The organism is Microbacterium sp. K2 (assembly GCF_051365005.1).
Lineage (GTDB): Bacteria > Actinomycetota > Actinomycetes > Actinomycetales > Microbacteriaceae > Microbacterium > Microbacterium foliorum_B.
Window position 1 is genome coordinate 2572197 of the sequence record NZ_JBLWII010000001.1, and the last position, 17119, is coordinate 2589315.

General features: G+C 68.9%; 15 protein-coding genes. 7 read left to right on the plus strand and 8 right to left on the minus strand.

Features of this window, described 5'->3' with window-relative positions; genetic code table 11:
- The first annotated feature begins 2 nt into the window (after window positions 1-2).
- From ACLKOY_RS12550 to ACLKOY_RS12565, 4 genes are read left to right on the plus strand one after another with little or no spacing between them, the layout of a single operon-like run.
- Window positions 3-638 carry a nucleotide exchange factor GrpE gene (locus tag ACLKOY_RS12550; protein WP_042536839.1) on the plus strand — a complete coding sequence of 212 codons (636 nt, stop codon included), beginning with the start codon at window positions 3-5 and terminating at the stop codon, window positions 636-638.
- Between the two features lie 7 nt (window positions 639-645).
- Window positions 646-1635 carry a DnaJ C-terminal domain-containing protein gene (locus tag ACLKOY_RS12555; protein ID WP_436453891.1) on the plus strand — a complete coding sequence of 330 codons (990 nt, stop codon included), beginning with the start codon at window positions 646-648 and terminating at the stop codon, window positions 1633-1635.
- A 43-nt stretch (window positions 1636-1678) separates the two neighbouring features.
- Entirely contained in the window at window positions 1679-2110 is a 432-nt protein-coding gene (locus ACLKOY_RS12560; RefSeq protein WP_436453892.1) for a heat shock protein transcriptional repressor HspR, read from the plus strand.
- A 58-nt stretch (window positions 2111-2168) separates the two neighbouring features.
- Window positions 2169-3590 (plus strand): FAD-dependent oxidoreductase, encoded by a 1422-nt coding sequence (locus tag ACLKOY_RS12565; protein WP_436453893.1) that lies wholly within the window; start codon window positions 2169-2171, stop codon window positions 3588-3590.
- A 72-nt stretch (window positions 3591-3662) separates the two neighbouring features.
- On the opposite strand, the gene ACLKOY_RS12570 is transcribed toward ACLKOY_RS12565, so the two are convergent.
- Complete coding sequence (locus ACLKOY_RS12570) at window positions 3663-4307, minus strand: Pr6Pr family membrane protein (RefSeq protein ID WP_140038349.1); 645 nt, start codon at window positions 4305-4307, stop codon at window positions 3663-3665.
- 206 nt (window positions 4308-4513) lie between these two features.
- On the opposite strand from ACLKOY_RS12570, the gene ACLKOY_RS12575 reads away from it, so the two are divergent.
- Window positions 4514-4954 carry a DoxX family protein gene (locus ACLKOY_RS12575; protein ID WP_436453894.1) on the plus strand — a complete coding sequence of 147 codons (441 nt, stop codon included), beginning with the start codon at window positions 4514-4516 and terminating at the stop codon, window positions 4952-4954.
- A 48-nt stretch (window positions 4955-5002) separates the two neighbouring features.
- Here ACLKOY_RS12575 and ACLKOY_RS12580 read toward each other — a convergent pair whose 3' ends face one another.
- The 4 genes from ACLKOY_RS12580 to ACLKOY_RS12595 are packed head-to-tail and all read right to left on the minus strand — an operon-like array spanning window position 5003 to window position 8861.
- Window positions 5003-5437 carry an ATP-binding protein gene (locus ACLKOY_RS12580; RefSeq protein WP_436453896.1) on the minus strand — a complete coding sequence of 145 codons (435 nt, stop codon included), beginning with the start codon at window positions 5435-5437 and terminating at the stop codon, window positions 5003-5005.
- Entirely contained in the window at window positions 5427-5759 is a 333-nt protein-coding gene (locus ACLKOY_RS12585; RefSeq protein WP_140038346.1) for an STAS domain-containing protein, read from the minus strand. Before ACLKOY_RS12585 ends, ACLKOY_RS12580 begins: the two co-directional genes overlap by 11 nt.
- The gene (locus ACLKOY_RS12590; protein ID WP_436453897.1) at window positions 5743-7704 is read right to left on the minus strand and encodes a glycosyltransferase family 2 protein; all 1962 of its coding nucleotides are present in this window, start codon (window positions 7702-7704) and stop codon (window positions 5743-5745) included. Before ACLKOY_RS12590 ends, ACLKOY_RS12585 begins: the two co-directional genes overlap by 17 nt.
- Complete coding sequence (locus tag ACLKOY_RS12595; protein ID WP_436453898.1) at window positions 7701-8861, minus strand: PP2C family protein-serine/threonine phosphatase; 1161 nt, start codon at window positions 8859-8861, stop codon at window positions 7701-7703. Before ACLKOY_RS12595 ends, ACLKOY_RS12590 begins: the two co-directional genes overlap by 4 nt.
- A gap of 141 nt (window positions 8862-9002) precedes the next feature.
- On the opposite strand from ACLKOY_RS12595, the gene ACLKOY_RS12600 reads away from it, so the two are divergent.
- Window positions 9003-10700 carry a long-chain-fatty-acid--CoA ligase gene (locus ACLKOY_RS12600; protein ID WP_436453899.1) on the plus strand — a complete coding sequence of 566 codons (1698 nt, stop codon included), beginning with the start codon at window positions 9003-9005 and terminating at the stop codon, window positions 10698-10700.
- Between the two features lie 104 nt (window positions 10701-10804).
- The gene (locus ACLKOY_RS12605) at window positions 10805-12013 is read left to right on the plus strand and encodes an endo-beta-N-acetylglucosaminidase H (RefSeq protein ID WP_436453900.1); all 1209 of its coding nucleotides are present in this window, start codon (window positions 10805-10807) and stop codon (window positions 12011-12013) included.
- On the opposite strand, the gene ACLKOY_RS12610 is transcribed toward ACLKOY_RS12605, so the two are convergent.
- The 3 genes from ACLKOY_RS12610 to ACLKOY_RS12620 are packed head-to-tail and all read right to left on the minus strand — an operon-like array spanning window position 12014 to window position 17117.
- Complete coding sequence (locus ACLKOY_RS12610; protein ID WP_436453901.1) at window positions 12014-15256, minus strand: glycoside hydrolase domain-containing protein; 3243 nt, start codon at window positions 15254-15256, stop codon at window positions 12014-12016.
- Window positions 15253-16188 carry a carbohydrate ABC transporter permease gene (locus ACLKOY_RS12615; RefSeq protein ID WP_436453902.1) on the minus strand — a complete coding sequence of 312 codons (936 nt, stop codon included), beginning with the start codon at window positions 16186-16188 and terminating at the stop codon, window positions 15253-15255. Before ACLKOY_RS12615 ends, ACLKOY_RS12610 begins: the two co-directional genes overlap by 4 nt.
- A complete protein-coding gene (locus tag ACLKOY_RS12620) occupies window positions 16185-17117 on the minus strand; it encodes a carbohydrate ABC transporter permease (protein ID WP_436453903.1) in 933 nt (310 codons plus the stop codon). The genes ACLKOY_RS12615 and ACLKOY_RS12620 overlap by 4 nt, the downstream gene beginning before the upstream one ends.
- Window positions 17118-17119: the final 2 nt, after the last annotated feature.

Below are 17119 nucleotides of genomic sequence, written 5' to 3' on the forward strand. Positions count from 1 at the left end.
TCATGACGGACAAGAACTTCGACGACAATCAGGTTCCTGAGCCCGCCGAAGGTCACAGCGAGGGGTCGGATGCTCAGGCATCCGGCCCCGCGCCGCACAACCCGGACTCTGACGAGGCCCGGGCTGCGGAAGGCTCTGACGACGCGGACTTCACGATCGACGACATCCTGAACGCCGACCAGACGGCTGAGGCCGCTGCGGGGGATGCCGCGATCGCCGACGCCGAGAACGCGCTGCTGAACGACCTCAAGCGCCTCCAGGCCGAGTACGCCAACTACCGCCGCCGCACCGAAGAGCAGCGCCAGGTCGAGATCGAGCGCGCGAAGGGCGAGGCCGCCAAGGGCCTGATCCCCGTGCTCGACGATCTCGATCGCGCCGCCCAGCACGGTGATCTGGTCGAGGGCACGCCCTTCGCCGTGATCGCCGGCAAGGTGCGCACGGTCGTCGAGCGTCTCGGTGTCGTCTCGTACGGCGAGAAGGGCGAGGAGTTCGACCCTCAGCGCCACGAGGCGATCTTCCAGCAGCCCACCCCGGGCGCCGACAAGACCACGGTGCTCGAGGTCGTCGAGGTGGGTTACCGCCTCGGTGACGTCGAGCTGCGTCCCGCGAAGGTCGTCGTCGCCGTACCCGCAGAGTAGGTGATCGATGGCTAGCCAGGACTGGTTCGACAAGGACTTCTACAAGATCCTCGGGGTCTCGAAGGACGTCAGCGACGCCGATCTCAAGAAGACGTACCGCAAGCTCGCTCGCAAGTATCACCCCGACTCCAATCAGGGTGACGAGAAGGCGGAGGCGAAGTTCAAAGAGATCAGCGAGGCGTACTCGGTGCTCTCGGATGCTGAACAGCGCAAGGAGTACGACGAGATCCGCGCGATGGGCTCAGGCGCACGCTTCACAGCGGGCGGTGCGGGAGCGGGCGGCTTCGAAGACGTCTTCAGCCGGTTCGGGCAGCAGGGGCGCGGGCAGCAGCAGTCCGCCGACTTCGAGGACATCTTCGCGATGTTCAATCAGGGTCAGGGTGGCACGTTCGGCTCCGGTCGATTCGGCCAGACCTCCGGCGGATACCGTGGCTTCGGCGGACCCCAGAAGGGCGCCGATGTCACGGCGCGCACCACGCTCGACTTCGCCACCGCCGTGCAGGGTGAGACCATCAGCCTGCAGGGAGACGACGGCAAGCCGTTCAAGGTGAAGATCCCGGCCGGTGTCGCCGACGGACAGAAGATCAGGCTCCGCGGACGCGGTCGCCCCTCGCCGGATGGCGGGGAGAACGGCGACGTCGTGGTGCAGATCGCGGTGCGACCGCATCCGGTGTTCACCCGTGAAGGGCTGAACCTGCGCGTGGTGGTTCCGGTGACCTTCACTGAGGCGGCTCTCGGCGCCACGATCGAGGTTCCCACGCTCAGTGGCGACACGGTCAAGCTCCGTGTCGCGCCCGGCACGCCGTCGGGGCGCGTGCTGCGCGTCAAGGGTCGCGGCGTCGCCACCTCGAAGGGCACGGGCGACCTGCTCGCCGAGCTGCAGATCGCGGTGCCGTCGCACCTCGACGAGGCCGCTCGGGAGGCACTGGAGAAGTTCCAGTCGCTCGAGCCGGCGGAGAACCCGCGTGCCGACCTCATGGCGAAGGCCAGGCGCTAGAAGATCATGACGAACGCGAACACCGAGGAAGAGGTGAGGGAACATGGCTGATCAGCGCATGGACGCCGACACCCCGGTGTTCGCGATCGCCGTCGCCGCCCAGCTCTCGGGTCTTCACCCGCAGACGTTGCGGCAGTACGACCGCATCGGGCTCGTGGTGCCCGGTCGCACCTCCGGCGGCTCTCGTCGCTATTCGACCCGCAACATCGAACAGCTCCGCGAGGTCGCCCAGCTGTCATCCGAAGGCATGAGCCTTCCGGCGATCGCGCGCGTTCTCGACCTCGAAGACGAGAACCGGATGCTGCGCAGTCGCGTGGCCGAGCTCGACGCCGCGCTGCGCGCCGAGCGCGACAACCGTCCGGGTATGCGCGTGTTCGCCGCAGGATCCGCCGGCGTCATTCCGGTGCCCAGTGGTCGCCGCATCCGCCGTTCGGCCGAAGTGGTGCTCTGGCACCCGGGCAGCGGCCGCAGCTGAGACCCGCTCGCCGCGCACGTCATCCATCCGCGCGCGGTATCGTTGCGACACGATGAGGATGACGCGTCGCACACTGCTGATGGGCGCCGGAGCCGGTGTCCTGGGAGTCCTTCTGGCCTCCTGCACACCCGAGCCGGCGCCGTCGCCCACGCCCGACCGCTCGCCCACTCCGAAGCCCACCGCCGGGACGATCACCCCCGCTGCGTTCGCCCGCAGCTCGTGGACCACCGACCCGTTCGCGCGCGGCGCTGCGAGCTTCACTCCGGTCGGCACACAGGCGAGGGCCCGCGAGGCGCTGGCCGAGCCGATCGACGACCGGCTGTTCTTCTCGGGCGAAGCGACCGATGTCGAGGCGCCGGGCACGATCGCCGCCGCGCTCCGATCCGGAGACCGAGCAGCCGACGAGCTTCTTCGTGCAGCCGACAGCGGTGAGCGTGTGGCGATCGTCGGCGCGGGTCTCGCCGGTGCCGCCGCCGCCGCCCGACTCGTCGCGGAGGGTCTGCAGGTCACGGTGTTCGAGGCGCGCGACCGGGTCGGCGGCCGCGTCCACTCGGTCGTCGACGATACGGCCTGGCCCTTCCCCGCACAGCTGGGCGGTTGGCTGCTCGGCTCCTCCGACGACGTCCTGCTCGAGACTCTCAACGCCCGCGACATCCGGACGACTCCGATCACGGGTTCGCTGTGGCGATCGACCGACGGAGACGTCGAGCCGGTGCCGATCGAACCGGTGCAGGCGGCGATCGCCACCGCCCAGCAGGGACCCACCGACTCGTCTCTCGAGGATGCGCTGACGGCAGCGGGCGCTGACCCTGAGGAGCCGGGACTCGCGGCGCTGCTCGCCTCGATAGCGGCCGCATCGGGGGCCGATGCCTCCGACGAGTCGACGTGGTTCCCCCCTCGGCTCCCTGCCGACCAGATGGTGGCACCTCTCGGCGACCTGACTCCGGCCATCGACGAGCTTCTCGAGGGCGCGAAGCTGAGCCTTTCGTCGCCCGTCAGTCGCGTGGCGTACGACGAAGCGGGCGTCAGCCTGGGCATCGCCTCGGGAGAGTCGCTGTCGTTCGACAGGGTCCTGATCACGGTGCCGCTGGGCGTGCTGAAGGGCGAGGGCCTGGAGTTCGCTCCCGCGCTGCCCTTCGGCCATCGCGGTGCCATCGCCGAGCTCGGCATGGGACTCATCGAGACGGTCTGGCTGCGCTTCGACGATCCCCTGATCGTGTCGGAGCCCGAGACCGAGATCGAGCCCGAAGACGATGCTGAGGCCGATGCTGAAGCCGAGTCCGCTGCGACGGTCTGGCACGTCGTCGGCGGCGATGCGCTGATCCGCACCTGGATCAACCTCGCACCGGCCACCGGCGAGAACGTCGTGGTGGGCATCGTCGGCGGAGAAGCGGCAGGCACGTTCGCCGAGCTGAGCGAGCAGAAGGCGCTCGAGGCGGCGATCGCCTCGCTCGCGCCGTTCCTCGCCGCACCTGCCTGACCCCTACCTGCCTGACCTGCATCCGACGAACCGACGAACCGGCGCGCCGGATCGAACTGACCCGAACAGGGTTCAGACCTCCGGGCGCTCCTGGCCGCGTCGTCGCATCCGGCTGGCCAGCACGATGAATGTCGCCACGAGCGCGAAGATCGCCAGCGCCACCGCACTGGTGAGCAGGAACTCGGGAGGGCCGGAGACCTGTCGGGGGTCGAGGAAGTAGTACGGATACCACCCCACAGACGGCCCGCGCCACATCGTGACGCCGCCCCATGCGAGGGGGAAGGTGAGCGCCGTGGGCACCACCCACCACGGCACGCCGCGGTGGCCCGGCGTGAGCACCCAGGCGATGGCGGTGCACGCCGGCAGCCAGAAGTGCAGCACCTGATCAGACCAGGGCACGTCGACGCGGATGCCGCGCAGCCCCGCCTGCCAGACGATCAGCGCGAAGGCGAGTCCTGCCGTGATGGTCCAGGTGAGCACGAGTGCCAGGGCCACCGTGAACCAGCGAGGATCCGTCGCCCGGATGAAGGCGAGCACCGCGCCGATCAGCAGCACCACCACGAGCGCGCAGTTGGACTGGACCGTCAGATACGCGAAGAAGTTCTCGCCCGCGATCGATCGGGAGCTGAGGCCCCAGAACAGCCGGTGCACGAGCGCGACGGTGCACACTGCGGCCGTGGCCAAGCGCAGCACGCCGAACGCCGATCGTGCCCTCACTCTCGCCCCGTGCCCCTTTCCGGCTGTGCGCATCGTCGTCCAGACGGCGCATCTCCCATCCGGCGAGTCTACGGAAGGCCGCAGTGGTCGGGGCTACGGCGACGTGCGCACAGGTGACGGAAAAGTGGCCTGAATAGCGTGGAGGCAGGGATAGCCCCTGCTCCGCGCCTGGCGCGCGGTGTCCTGCCACGAAGGAACACCTCCTCATGACGAACACCACCGCCCCCTCTGCCGCCGCCTCACTGGGACTGCTCGTCCTGCGCGTCGTGGTCGGCGCCGTCTTCGCCGCTCACGGAGCGCAGAAGATCTTCGAATACACGATCCCCGGCACCATCGGCAGCTTCGCGGGCATGGGGGTGCCGATGCCCGAGATCGCCGCTCCCTTCGTCGCCTTCGTCGAGCTGATCGGCGGCATCCTGCTGGTGCTCGGCCTCTTCACCCGCCTCGCCGGCGTCCTGCTCGCGATCGACATGGTCGTGGCGCTGGTGCTCGTGCACCTCTCTGCGGGGCTCTGGGTGGGTGAGGGCGGATACGAGTTCGTCGCCGTGCTCGGTGCGGCCGCGCTGGCTCTCGCGCTCACCGGCGCCGGGAGGTTCTCGATCGACGGCGCCTTCCTGCGCGGCCGGGTTCCCGCCTGGCTCAGCTGACGAGAACGGCCTGACGGCGGCTGCCGCGCGCCGGCGCCCGGTGCGGGGCTAGGCAGAAGGGGAGAGACGGCGTCGGAGCACCCACGTGTTGCCGGTCGCGTCGACGCTGTGCTCGAAGTCGTCGAGCACAGCGGTCGTCAGGGCCAGTCCGCGGCCGCTCTCGCTGTCGACGCCGGGCATCGCCACCGCATCCCAGTCGATCCTCGCCGGATCGGCCGTGTCGACGAAGGTCGCGACGAGCTCGTCGGTGCCCACCTCGATGTCGACCTCGACGGTGATGCCGGCATCCGGCTCGGCCTGTGCCTCGCCGTGCGCGGCGATGTTCGTCGACACCTCGCTGACCGCGAGTGCGAACAGCGTGCGATCTTCGGGGGTCACGTGCGGGGCAGACTCCCACAGTGCGTCGAGGGCGTCGAGTACGTGCTCGACGAAGGCGGGGCCGGCAAGGCCCGCGACGTGCGCAGTGCGCCGATCAGCGCCCATCGAACGCCGTCTCGGGCGTGGGGTGGTCGAGCAGGACGCGGTCGAGGTTGGTCAGGTGCAGCACCGTCCGGACGGCCTCCGGCACCGCGGCGATACGCAGATCGCCCCCCGCGACCCTGGCGCTCTTCAGCCCGCCGACGAGAGCGCCGAGCCCCGACGAGTCGACGAACTGCAGTTCGGTCATGTCGATGACGATCCGGGAATCGCCACCGGCGACGAGGTCGTTGACCGCCTTGCGCAGCAGTGGTGCTCCCGTCGCCGTGAGGCGGCCGGAGAGGGCGATCACGGCGAAGCCGTCTCTGATGTCAGTTCTGAGGTCCATGGTTCTCCTCCTCGAGGGTTCGGGCCGGTCCGCGGTAGCGGGCGGCTTGGATGATGACGCTGAGCACGACGAGGTCGTACAGCACCCAGACCGTGTTGACGAGAGTGCCTGTGCCGTCTCCGGTGCCGATGATGACCCTGGTCACGCCGATCACGAGGGCGATGCCGAGCACGACCATCGCGGTCAGCTGCGGCCAGATCTCGCGCCACGGCACTCCGCGGGGATCCCGCCCGTCCTTGCGCGTCACGGCGAACGTGAGGGGGCGGTGGAACACGACGTTGGCGAACGCCGTCCAGCAGGCGCGGATCCAGACCGGGAAGAGCGCGAGCGAGTACTGCTGCCCGCGCCAGGTTCTCAACCCCTTGGCGACCACGAGGAACAGCACCTGGTTGACCAGGAAGTAGGGCAGGAATCTCACGAAGAAGTCGACCGACCAGGCGGTCACGGGCAGCACGCCGAAGACGAGGTAGACGACGGGTGCCGTGAGGTAGACCACGGCGGCGAACCCGGAAAGGTAGCTCCACATCGTGGCGAAGTACATCAGTCGCTGGCCGATCGACAGCCCGCGCTTCGCGAGCGGGTTGTCGCGCAGCATGACCTGCAGGGTGCCCTGCGCCCAGCGCAGCCGCTGCGTCAGCATCGTACGAAGATCCTCGGGGGCGAGCCCCTTGGCCAGGATCTCGTGGTGGTAGACGCTGCGCCAGCCCAGCGAGTGCAGCTGCATCGCCGTGGCCATGTCCTCCGTCACCGAGATCGTGGCGAGGGGCAGGATCGGCTGCGCCTCGTCGCTTCGATCGAGCCGGAGCGCGTCGAGCAGCGCCCTGACGGCATCCAGCGCGGTGATGGGGGAGAGATCGGAGTCGGCGAGCGCGGTGAGGCCCACCTCGTCGACGACGATCGCATCCAACTGGGCGTCGTGAGCGATCGGAAGCGATCCCAGCTCTGCGAGATCGGAGCGGATGCCGGCGAGGTCCTTGGCGACGAGGATCACCGAGGCGTTGTGCACCGCAGCCAGCACGGCGTCTGCGACCTCCCTGACGGGGGCGCCGGCGGCGAGATCGCGACGGCTCCGGCCGATCGCCACGTGCAGGGCGAAGAGCTCGCGGCGGAGCTCCGGGTCGGATGCCGAGCGCATCTCCTTCTCGATCAGGGTCTCGGAGGTGCGCAGCGCGCGCGCTGCGGTGTCGGTCACCTCACGCACATAGCCGATGATGCCCAGCTGCATCAGGGCGTCGCGACGCAGCACGGCGTTGGATCCGCAGAAGAACGCCGCGTTCCATCCGTCCTTGCCCTGTTGGATGGGGCCATAGAACAGCGGTGCCTGGCTGCCGAGAGGGTCGGCCTCGTCGACGTTGATGAACCACTGCGGCGTCTGCACCACGGCGACCTCGGGGTCGTCGGCGAAGTATCCCAGGGTGCGGTGCAGGATCAGCGGGTCGGGGATCTGGTCGGCGTCGAGGATGAGGAGGAACTCCCCGTCGGTCTCGAACAGCGCGCTGTTGAGGTTGCCGGCCTTGGCATGGCGCGGCTTGCCCTCCCAGTCGTCCGAGCGGGTGAGGTAGCCGATGTCGGCCTCGCGAGCAGCCTGCTCGAGCTCGGGGCGGGCTCCGTCGTCGAGGATCCAGGTCGTGTGAGGATACGCGATCCCTCGCGCGGCGCGTGCCGTGGTCATCACGAGTTCGATCGGCTCGTTGTAGGTCGCGATGAACACGTCGACCGTGCCCTGAGGCGGGGAGACGGGAGCCGGGCGCTCTTTGGCCCGCCACATCGTCAGGCAGAAGAAGAAGGTGTCGATCAGGCTGTAGGTCTCGGCGATCACGAGGGGCACGGCGATCCACCACGCCGACCAGTTGACCGATTCCAACCACCGCCAGGCGACGTAGTTCACTCCCAGCAGCACCGAGAGCACGGCGATGACCCGGATGGCGGCGAAGCGAGCTGTCATGCGTCGCGCCTCACCACGACGACGGTGATGTCGTCGGTCGCCCGGTCGTCCGAGATGAGCCGCAGCGCCTCGCCGATCGCTCCGTCGGGGCCGAGCGTGTCGAGCACCCTGGCGACGTGGGCGAACGGATCGTCGGCGTCGAGCACGTCGAGCAGACCGTCGCTGCAGCAGACGAACGCGTCGCCGGGCTCGAGGCGGGTGCGCCGGGACTCCCGAGCACCCTGGTCGGGCAGCGCGGCGCCCATTCCGAGAGGCAGGCCGGTCGAGCGAAGGTGCTCCCACGAGCCGTCGCTGCGCAGGATGAACGCCAGGCTGTGACCGGCGTCGATCACCTCCAGGTCGCCGGTCTCGGGCTGCAGCTCGGCGTGGACGGCCGTGACGAACATCGTCGTCTCCGAGAGGTCCTCTTCGAGGAGGCGGTCGGCATCGGCGATCGCTTCGGCGATGCTGCGGTCGGGAGCCGTGCGCAGCGATGCGCGCACCCCGGCAGCGACGATGGCGGGGCCCGTGCCCTTGCCCATCGCATCGGCGAGGGTGATCCGCAGAGCCCCGCCATGCAGACGCAGATCGTAGAAGTCCCCCGCCAGGCGGCCACGCGAGGCACCGCCGCCAGCGACCGTGTATCCGGAGATGGTGGGGATCGACTGCGGCCGCAGGGCGCTCTGGATCAGGGTGGCCTGATCGAGTTCGGCGTCGGAGGCGATCTCGCTCTGCACCCAGAAGGCGAGGTCGCGGAGCAGGCCGCGCTCCGCCTCCGAGAATGAATGGGGTTCCGTGTCGAGCACGCACAGCGTGCCGACAGGCTCTCCACCGGGTGCGTGGAGCGGGTGGCCGGCATAGAACCGGAGGTGCGGATCGCCGACCACGAACGGGTTCGTGGCGAACGTCTCGGTCGCGCTGGCATCTTCGATCACGACCGTGCGGTCCTGGCCGACCGTGTAGTCGCAGAACGAATCCTGCCTCGGGGCCTCGTCGCCACCCAGGCCGATCTCGGACTTGCGCCACTGGCGATCGCCGTCGAGGAGCGAGACGCTCACCATCGGCACGCCGAACATCTGCTTCGCCAGCCGGGCCACTCGATCGACCCGTTCATCCCGTGGGGTGTCCAGGATCCCGAGTTCCTCCAGTGCCTGCTGTCTTCTGAGCTCGTCGAACATGCTCCGCCTCCCTCGTAGCTCCTCTCATATTGGCATCTTGAAGGCCGGCGCGGACAGAGAGTCGTATCGGCGCACAGCGAGACGCAGAGCTTCGGTGCGAGTCCCGGGGCGGCTCACAGCCGATCCGGGCAGGATGGAGCCATGTCCGTCAACCCGCACGAATCCCGGCCATGGCTCGCCTCCTATGCAGACGGCGTTCCCGCCGAGATCGAGGATCCGACCCAGACGCTGCCCGAGATGATGTCCGCGAGCATCGCGACGTTCGGCCGTCGACCGGCGCTCGAGTTCTTCGGCGCGGTGACGACCTACCGTGAGCTGGGGGACCAGATCCTGCGTGCGGCAGAGGGGCTCCGGCGTCTCGGGGTGCACAAGGGCGACCGGGTCGCGCTGGTGCTGCCCAACTGCCCGCAGCACGTCGTGGCCTTCTATGCGGCACTCCGTCTCGGTGCCATCGTCGTCGAGCACAACCCGCTCTACACGGCCAGGGAGCTGCGGCACCAGTTCGAGGATCACGGCGCCAAGGTCGCGATCGTCTGGGACAAGACGGTCGACACGATCGCGGACTTCCCCTCCGACCTGCGGGTCGAGCACATCGTGAGCGTCGATCTCACCGAGGCGATGCCCGCCTCGCAGCGTCTGCTCCTGCGGCTGCCGGTGCCCAAGGCGCGGGCGTCGAGGGCCAAGCTGACGGCCACCCCGAAGACGCGTCGCGCGCTGGCGTGGAGGAAGCTGGTCGACCATCGTCCGCTCTCGCGCCGCGTCGAGGGCCCCTCGCTCGGCGACACCGCACTGCTGCAGTACACGAGCGGAACGACGGGTGACCCCAAGGGCGCGATCCTCACCCACGCGAATCTGCGCGCCAACGCGATGCAGGGCCGGGCATGGGTGCCCGGGCTCGTCGACGGCGAGGAGACGTTCTACGGCGTGCTGCCGCTGTTCCATGCCTACGGGATGACGCTCTGCCTGACGTTCGCGATGAGCATCGGCGCGAAGCTCGTGCTGTTCCCGACCTTCGATCTCGGCCTCGTCACGAAGGCGGCGCGCACGAGTCCGCCGACCTTCCTCCCCGCCGTGCCGCCGATCTACGACCAGCTCGCGCGCGCCGCGTCACGCGGGACCATCGACCTCTCCACGGTCCGCTTCGCGATCTCGGGTGCGATGAGTCTTCCGGTCGCGACCGTGCAGCGGTGGGAAGAGGCCACGGGAGGTCTGCTCGTCGAGGGCTACGGCATGACCGAGAGTTCGCCCGTCGCGCTCGGCAACCCGATGGGCCGCAGCCGCCGCCCCGGCACGGTCGGCGTGCCGTTCCCGAGCACCGAGATCCGCGTCGTCGATCCTGCCGACACCGACGTCGACATGCCGGTGGGCGAGCGGGGCGAGCTGCTGATCCGCGGCCCTCAGGTGTTCCAGGGGTACTGGGGTCGCTCGGGCGACACCGCCGACGTGCTGCTCGCCGACGGCTGGCTGCGCACCGGCGACATCGCCGAGGTCTCGACCGACGGCTTCGTGACGATCGTCGACCGCCTCAAGGAGCTCATCATCACCGGCGGGTTCAACGTCTCGCCCAGCGAGGTCGAGGATACGCTCGAGGCGCACCCAGACGTGGCCGCGGCTGCAGTCGTGGGCCTGCCCCGGTCGAGCGGTGGCGAAGAGGTCGCCGCCGCCGTCGTGCTGCGTGACGGCGCGACACTTGACGCAGGAGCCCTGAGGGACTTCTGCCGCACGCGACTCACGCCCTACAAGGTGCCCAAGCGGATCGTCGCCGTCGACGAGCTTCCTCGTTCGCTCATCGGCAAGGTGCTGCGCCGACAGGTGCGGGATCGGATGCTCGCGGACTGACCGGTCGACGAACCTTTCGGGCGAATCACTTAAGCGCTATAGTCGGCGGCAGGTCGCGACGCCGCGGCCGGATTCGACAACGACGCCGAAGGAGACGATCCGCCATGAGTCAGAACGTCAGGAATCACCGATTGCGAAAGGGCATCGCCGGGCTGGGAGTGCTCGCGACCGCTGCTGCAGGCATTCTCACCGGTTCACTGGGGGCCGCTGCCGAGACCGCAGAGCCCGCAGACCCGAAGCTCGCCGTCTATGTCGAGGTGAACTCGAACGATTTAGCCAATGTCGCCGACTACACGCTCGCCGAGTCCGGCGAAGCCGCGATCGACATGGCCATGATCTTCGCCGCCAACATCAACTACGACGGCGAGAAGGCGTATCTGCACTTCAACGAGCGCGTCACCGAGACGCTCGACAATGCCGAGACGCAGATCCGACCGGTGCAGGAGAACGGCACCAAGGTGCTGCTCTCGGTGCTCGGCAACCACCAGGGCGCCGGCTTCGCGAACTTCACCTCGTATGCGCAAGCCGATGCGTTCGCCGCACAGCTCGCCGACGCCGTGACCACCTACGGCCTCGATGGCATCGACTTCGACGACGAGTGGACGAACTACGGCGCGAACGGCACACCTCAGCCCAACGCCGAGTCGTTCGGCTGGCTGGCCACGGCGCTGCGCGATCGTCTCGGTCCCGACAAGATCATCAGCCTGTACGCGATCGGGCCGACCTACGAGACGACCGATTTCACGCTGTTCGACGCCGCGAGTGTGCTCGACTACGCCTGGAACCCCTACTACCCGACGTACGACGCACCTACTGTGCCGGGGCTCGGCGATCGCACTCGGCTCGGAGCTGCGGCGATCGACCTCTCGCAGACGAGCGCCGCGACGGCTGCCGACTTCGCGAACCGCACGGTCGCCGACGGCTACGGCGTCTATGTCGCGTACAACCTCACGGCGACCGACCAGTCGGCGTATCTCTCGGGCATCACCGAGGCGCTCAAGGGGGCGGCGACGGAGTACCGGGCGGCGCCCCGCGACACGACGCCCCCGACCGTCACGATCAAGGAAGGGTCGAAGTTCACCAAGGTCCGGGCTGACGGCGCGTACCAGCGCGTGAGCTTCAAGCTCTACGACGACGGGAAGATCGACAGGCTTTACGTCAACGGCGTGCTCAAGGACCTCACCGACGACGCGTGGAGCGACCTGAACTTCGTGAAGCCGGGCGCCTTCGGCGCGGTCGAGGGTGCGAACACCCTGCAGGTGCTCGACGTCGCGGGGAACACCACCGAGGTGTCGTTCGTCCTGTCGAAGTGATCACCCGAGGTCGAAGACCTCGATCTGACGGATCGTGACCCCGGCCTCCGCTCGCACGCGGATCGCCGGGGTCACGACCCGTGACACCAGCTCGAACGGGGTGGTGCGGTCGGCCGCAAGCCCTGCGTCGTGCGTGGTCGGTGCCGCGGACCAGTTCCCGTCCTCGTCGAGGACCTCCCACTGCAGGAACGACGACGGGGCCGCGTCCACCATCGTCACGGTGAGGTCGCTGACGGCGCGCGGCTCAGCGAAGCGGCATCCTGCCCATTCGCCGGCAGCCAGGGCGACGCCAGTCGAACCGCTCGGATCTCCGTCATCGAAGAGGCGCCCGGCATCGACGACGGATGCTGACGCGATCACGTCCGCCGCGTCGGCCGTCAGGTCGCGGCGCCAGGCGGCGCCGTCTGCCGGTGCGTGTGCGCCCGGCTCCAGGGCATCCGAAGGGTCGGTGCCGAAGATCAGCTCCAGCTCAGAGTGACCGACGATCCCATCGATCGGCAGCTCGGCCCGCGCGAGATCGACCCCGTCGAGGCGAGCGCTCTGCAGCACGTGGGCCGCACGCCCGCTGCGGTGAGAGCGGATGCGCAGCGAGGAGCCGTCCGCGCGATCCACGCGGATGTCGTCGAAGAGGGGAGACCCGATCCGCAGCACTCCCGATGCGAGCTCGAGCGGGTAGAGCCCGAGGGCTGCCCACAGCCACCAGGCGCTCATCTCGCCGTTGTCCTCGTCGCCGGGGAAGCCCTGACCGATGTGCCCACCCGCGAAGAGACGGCCGGCCAGCTCGTTGACGATCGCCGCCGAGCGCCATGGCCGCTCGCTGAACGCATACATGAATGGGATGTGGTGGGCGGGCTGATTCGAGATCGCGCACATGCCCGAGCGCAGCGCCCGCCCCTCGCGCTGCTCGTGGATCACCGTGCCGTACGCCCCGCCGAATCGCTCGTCGGCGGTCTCGGGCTCCGCGAAGAGTGCGTCGAGATGCTGACCGAAGGCGTCGCGGCCACCATGAAGCGCCGCGAGTCCTGCTCCGTCGTGCACGGCACCGACCGACATGCCCCACGCGTTCGTCTCGACGTTGTCTCCGCCCCAGATGCGCGGATCGAAGCCAGGGGCGAAGTCTCCGCCGGCGTCCTTGCCGCGGAGGAAGCCGGAGTCCGCATCGAACAGCGTGCGGTACGACAGCGCCCGGTTGGCGAAGTAGCGAGCGAAGGAGCGGTAGCGCGCGGCATCCTGCCGTGAGTCAGCGTCGGCGGCGAGCTGCGCGGCGAACCGGCCCAGTGCGGCATCGCTCACCGCGTTCTCGATGGTCCAGCTCATGCCCTCGGGCACGTCGGACGAGATGAACCCGGTGAATCGCCCGCGAGCGACGCCCTTGCGTCCGCGCAGCGCGTCGGGTCCCGGTTCGCAGGCATTGCGCCAGCCGCTCTCGAACGCCTCGGCGCGGTCGAACTCCACGCCCCACCGGGCGGCGTCGGCGAAGATCTGGTCGCTCGACGTTCCCACCATGCTGTCGACGTAGCCCGGAGCACTCCACCGGGCCATCCAGCCTCCGCGGCGATACTGCTCGAGCTGTCCGTCGAGCAGCCTGCCCGTGAGCGCCGGATCGAGCAGCGCGAGCGCCGGCCATTCGGTGCGGTAGGTGTCCCAGTATCCGTTGTTCACCACGAGCTCGCCGTCGACGATCGGGGCGCTGGTGGCGCGTTCGCCGAACGGCTCGCGCGCCGCGAAGACGTCGGCGAACCGGTGGAGCGGCGCATCGGCGGTTCCCGCGTTCTCGGCGGCGGTGTTCGGATAGAGATGCATCCGGTGCAGGGCCGCGGCGATCCGATCCAGATGCTCCTCGAACGCGAGTCGGCGATACGGCGCCTCCGCCGCGGGGAGGGGCGGGATGGTCACGCGCCCCAGCACGCGGTTCCAGGATGCTGCTGATGCCGCGCGCAGCTCTTCGTAGGTCACCTCTGTCGGTGCTTCGAGCTCGAGGCTGCGTCTTGCCTGCTCGACGGACAGGAACGAGACCGCCACTCGCACCTCGAGCGAGCCGCGTCCGCCGACGTAGCCGGCGACGCGCGTCCGTCCGTCGTCGTCGAGAGCCCCGCGCGGGCCCGACGCTCCGTCATCCTCGCCCCGCTGCACGACGCCGGCGAAGTAGCAGCGCGGAGCGTTGCCCCAGTCCTCGGGGCCCTCAGGCATCCAGCCCTCGAAGCCGTCGGCATCCGTCCAGATGAGTCGGCCCTCGTCGGTCGGCTGATCGATCACGAATCCGACGGTGGCATCGACGTCGGCGCCGTGCACCCGGAAGGCGGCGGCGTGCGAGGTCGCGGTCATCTCTGCGCGCAGTCCACCGAGGTCGACCGAGTACTCGTGCGGGCGGGCGCGCTCGGACCCGGGGGTGATCCAGCGTCGACGCTCGGCATGGCCGGACATCGGGCGCCCGTCGAACGGCATGAGCTGGAGCACCGAGCGGTCGCCGATCCACGGGCTCGGCTGATGAGCGAACTGCAGTGCTTCGAGGCGCCGCCCTGGCGGGTCGTCATGGATGCCGGGTCGGTACGGCCAGCGGGTGTCTGAGGCATCGGTGGCCGGAGTGACGAACGTGAAGCCGTGCGGAACGGCGACCGCAGGGATCGTGTTGCCGCGCGAGAAGCGCGGCCCCGAGTGAGTGCCTCGACGGGTGTCCACGCGTTCGACCGGAGGACGCTCGTCCGCAACGACAGGCATCGGCATCTCCTCGACGATGCACTGCACGAAGCCGCTGACGCGCGACGGCAGGTTCGGCTCGGCAGCCAGCGAGGCGGTGCCGAGGACGAGCTCGACGGTGACCGAGGTGTGCGGCTCTGAATCCGCGAGCATCGGCGCCAGCGACACGGTGTCGGCGTTCCACTGCTCGGGCAGGCTCCAGCGCGCCGCGAACTGTGCGTGTGCGGTGAGAGGGAAGTCGTAGCGGTCACGCACAGCGGCGATCTCGCCGAGCCTCGCGCCGTCGGCGCCGCGCACATCGACCGTCACCGCGAGCGCCGCGTGCGGGGCGAGGGTCGCGTCGATGCCGTCGGCGTAGAACGCCCAGTGCAGCACGGTGTCGGGAGTGACGCGGGCACCGGTGAGTCCAGGCACGTCGACTCGCTGCTCACCCGCCGCGGGGTCGAACGAGAAGGCGAAGACCTGGCCGGGGAGCACGCCCGTTCGAGGGCGGGACGACGGAGGATCTGCCGGACCGTCGGCGGGGATGAGCTGCACGGCGCTCACCCCTTGACCGCGCCCTCCTGCACGCCCTTGAAGAAGAATCTCTGCGTGAACGAGAACATGATGACGATCGGCACGAGAGCGATCATGGTGCCCGCCGCGATCAGACGAGGGTCGACCGAGAAGCTGCTGTTCAGATACGCCATGCCGACGGTCAGCGTGTACTTCGACGGATCGGAGAGCACGATGAGCGGCCACAGGTAGTCGTCCCATGCGCCGATGAAGGCGAAGACCGCGACCACCGAGACCATGCCTCGAATATTCGGCCACACGATGTGACGGATGCGCTGCCAGGTCGTCGCGCCGTCGACGGTCGCGGCATCGAGCACGTCCTGGGGGATCATGCGGCAGGCGGTGGCGACGAGGAGCACGTTCATGGCGCTGATGGCACCGGGCAGGAACACACCCCACAGGGTGTCGGCGAGTCCGAGCGCGCGGATCGTAAGGAAGTTGCTCGTCACGGTGACCTCACCGGGGAAGAGCAGGGTCGAGAGCAGGATCGCCATGACGATCCACTTGCCGCGGAACCGCATGCATCCGAGAGCGTAGCCTGCGAACGTCGCGAGGATCACGTTGCTCAGCACCGTGCCGACCGAGACGAGCAGCGAGTGCCAGGCGTAGAGGTAGACAGGCACGATCTCGGCGACCGTGGCGTAGTTCTGCAGAGTCGGCTCGCGAGGGATCAGGTTCGGCGGGAAGGAGTAGATGTTCTCCTGCGGGCCCTTGAACGAGGTCGAGAGCTGCCACAGGAACGGGCCGATGACGATCACGAGCACGAACAGCAGGAGAGCGTATCGACCGATCAGACCGCCAAGCGTCGGCTTGCTGAAGTCGCCTGAACCGCGGCGGCGGAAGATGGGTTCGCGCGTGGTCGCAGCGGGCTGTTCGTCGGGCCGGCGGTCGTCGTCGACGCGGGGCGGAGTCAGGGTGCTCATGCGGGGGCCTTCGCCTTCTTCTCGCGATTCATGAACGCGATCGCAGCCAGCGGGATGAGGGTGAGCAGGAACAGGGCGACGCTGATCGCGGAGGCGTAGCCGATGTTGCCGTTGAGGCCCGAGCCGACCTGACGGATCAGCATGACCAGCGACATGTCGTAGCCGCCCGGCCCGCCCGTGCTCTTGGAGAGCACGTCGAGCTCGGCGAACACTCTCATCGCCGAGACGGCTATGAGCACCGCGATGAGCAGCATGGCGCCGCGCACCGAGGGGATCGTCACCGACAGGAAGCGGCGGAACGAGCCTGCGCCGTCGAGCATCGCCGCCTCGTGCAGCTCCTTGCCGACGTTGCCGAGGGCGGCGAGGTACACGACCATGTAGTAGCCGAGGCCCTTCCACACCGTCAGCAGGATCGCGCAGCCGAGCAGCAGCCAGCGATCGACGAGGAACGCCATCGGCTTGTCCACCAGCCCGAGGAACTCGAGGGTCTGGTTGATGATGCCGCGGCTGTCGAACAGCCAGGTCCAGATGAGGGCGACCACGACCACCGAGGCGATGACCGGGAAGTAGAAGGTGGTGCGGAAGAACGCGATGCCCGGCAGCTTCTTCTGCACGAGCAGCGCCAGCAGCAGCGGCAGGATCGTGAGCAGCGGCACGCAGACCACCACGTAGATGATGCACGTGGTGAGGGCGTTCCAGAACATCTCGTCGCCGAACATCCGCTCGTAGTTCGCCGAGCCGACGAACTCGGGGGTCCGCAGGGGACGCGCGTCGGTGAAGCTCAGGAAGACGGTGTTGAGGAACGGCCAGAGCGCGAACACCAGCACCCAGATGACGGCGGGGCCGAGGAGGAGCCACGGGGTGAACCATCGGTGGGACGTGATGGTCTTCCTCCGGCTCCGGCTCCGGCTGCTGGTGTCCGCGCTCATGC

What these genes read in the sequence shown, in the direction of transcription:
- ACLKOY_RS12580 (WP_436453896.1), bottom strand. Translation starts at nt 5,437, where the DNA reads ATGGGCGCTGATCGGCGCACTGCGCACGTCGCGGGCCTTGCCGGCCCC.
- ACLKOY_RS12560 (WP_436453892.1), top strand. Translation starts at nt 1,679, where the DNA reads ATGGCTGATCAGCGCATGGACGCCGACACCCCGGTGTTCGCGATCGCC.
- ACLKOY_RS12600 (WP_436453899.1), top strand. Translation starts at nt 9,003, where the DNA reads ATGTCCGTCAACCCGCACGAATCCCGGCCATGGCTCGCCTCCTATGCA.
- ACLKOY_RS12585 (WP_140038346.1), bottom strand. Translation starts at nt 5,759, where the DNA reads ATGGACCTCAGAACTGACATCAGAGACGGCTTCGCCGTGATCGCCCTC.
- ACLKOY_RS12590 (WP_436453897.1), bottom strand. Translation starts at nt 7,704, where the DNA reads ATGACAGCTCGCTTCGCCGCCATCCGGGTCATCGCCGTGCTCTCGGTG.
- ACLKOY_RS12605 (WP_436453900.1), top strand. Translation starts at nt 10,805, where the DNA reads ATGAGTCAGAACGTCAGGAATCACCGATTGCGAAAGGGCATCGCCGGG.
- ACLKOY_RS12550 (WP_042536839.1), top strand. Translation starts at nt 3, where the DNA reads ATGACGGACAAGAACTTCGACGACAATCAGGTTCCTGAGCCCGCCGAA.
- ACLKOY_RS12620 (WP_436453903.1), bottom strand. Translation starts at nt 17,117, where the DNA reads ATGAGCGCGGACACCAGCAGCCGGAGCCGGAGCCGGAGGAAGACCATC.
- ACLKOY_RS12575 (WP_436453894.1), top strand. Translation starts at nt 4,514, where the DNA reads ATGACGAACACCACCGCCCCCTCTGCCGCCGCCTCACTGGGACTGCTC.
- ACLKOY_RS12615 (WP_436453902.1), bottom strand. Translation starts at nt 16,188, where the DNA reads ATGAGCACCCTGACTCCGCCCCGCGTCGACGACGACCGCCGGCCCGAC.
- ACLKOY_RS12595 (WP_436453898.1), bottom strand. Translation starts at nt 8,861, where the DNA reads ATGTTCGACGAGCTCAGAAGACAGCAGGCACTGGAGGAACTCGGGATC.
- ACLKOY_RS12565 (WP_436453893.1), top strand. Translation starts at nt 2,169, where the DNA reads ATGACGCGTCGCACACTGCTGATGGGCGCCGGAGCCGGTGTCCTGGGA.
- ACLKOY_RS12555 (WP_436453891.1), top strand. Translation starts at nt 646, where the DNA reads ATGGCTAGCCAGGACTGGTTCGACAAGGACTTCTACAAGATCCTCGGG.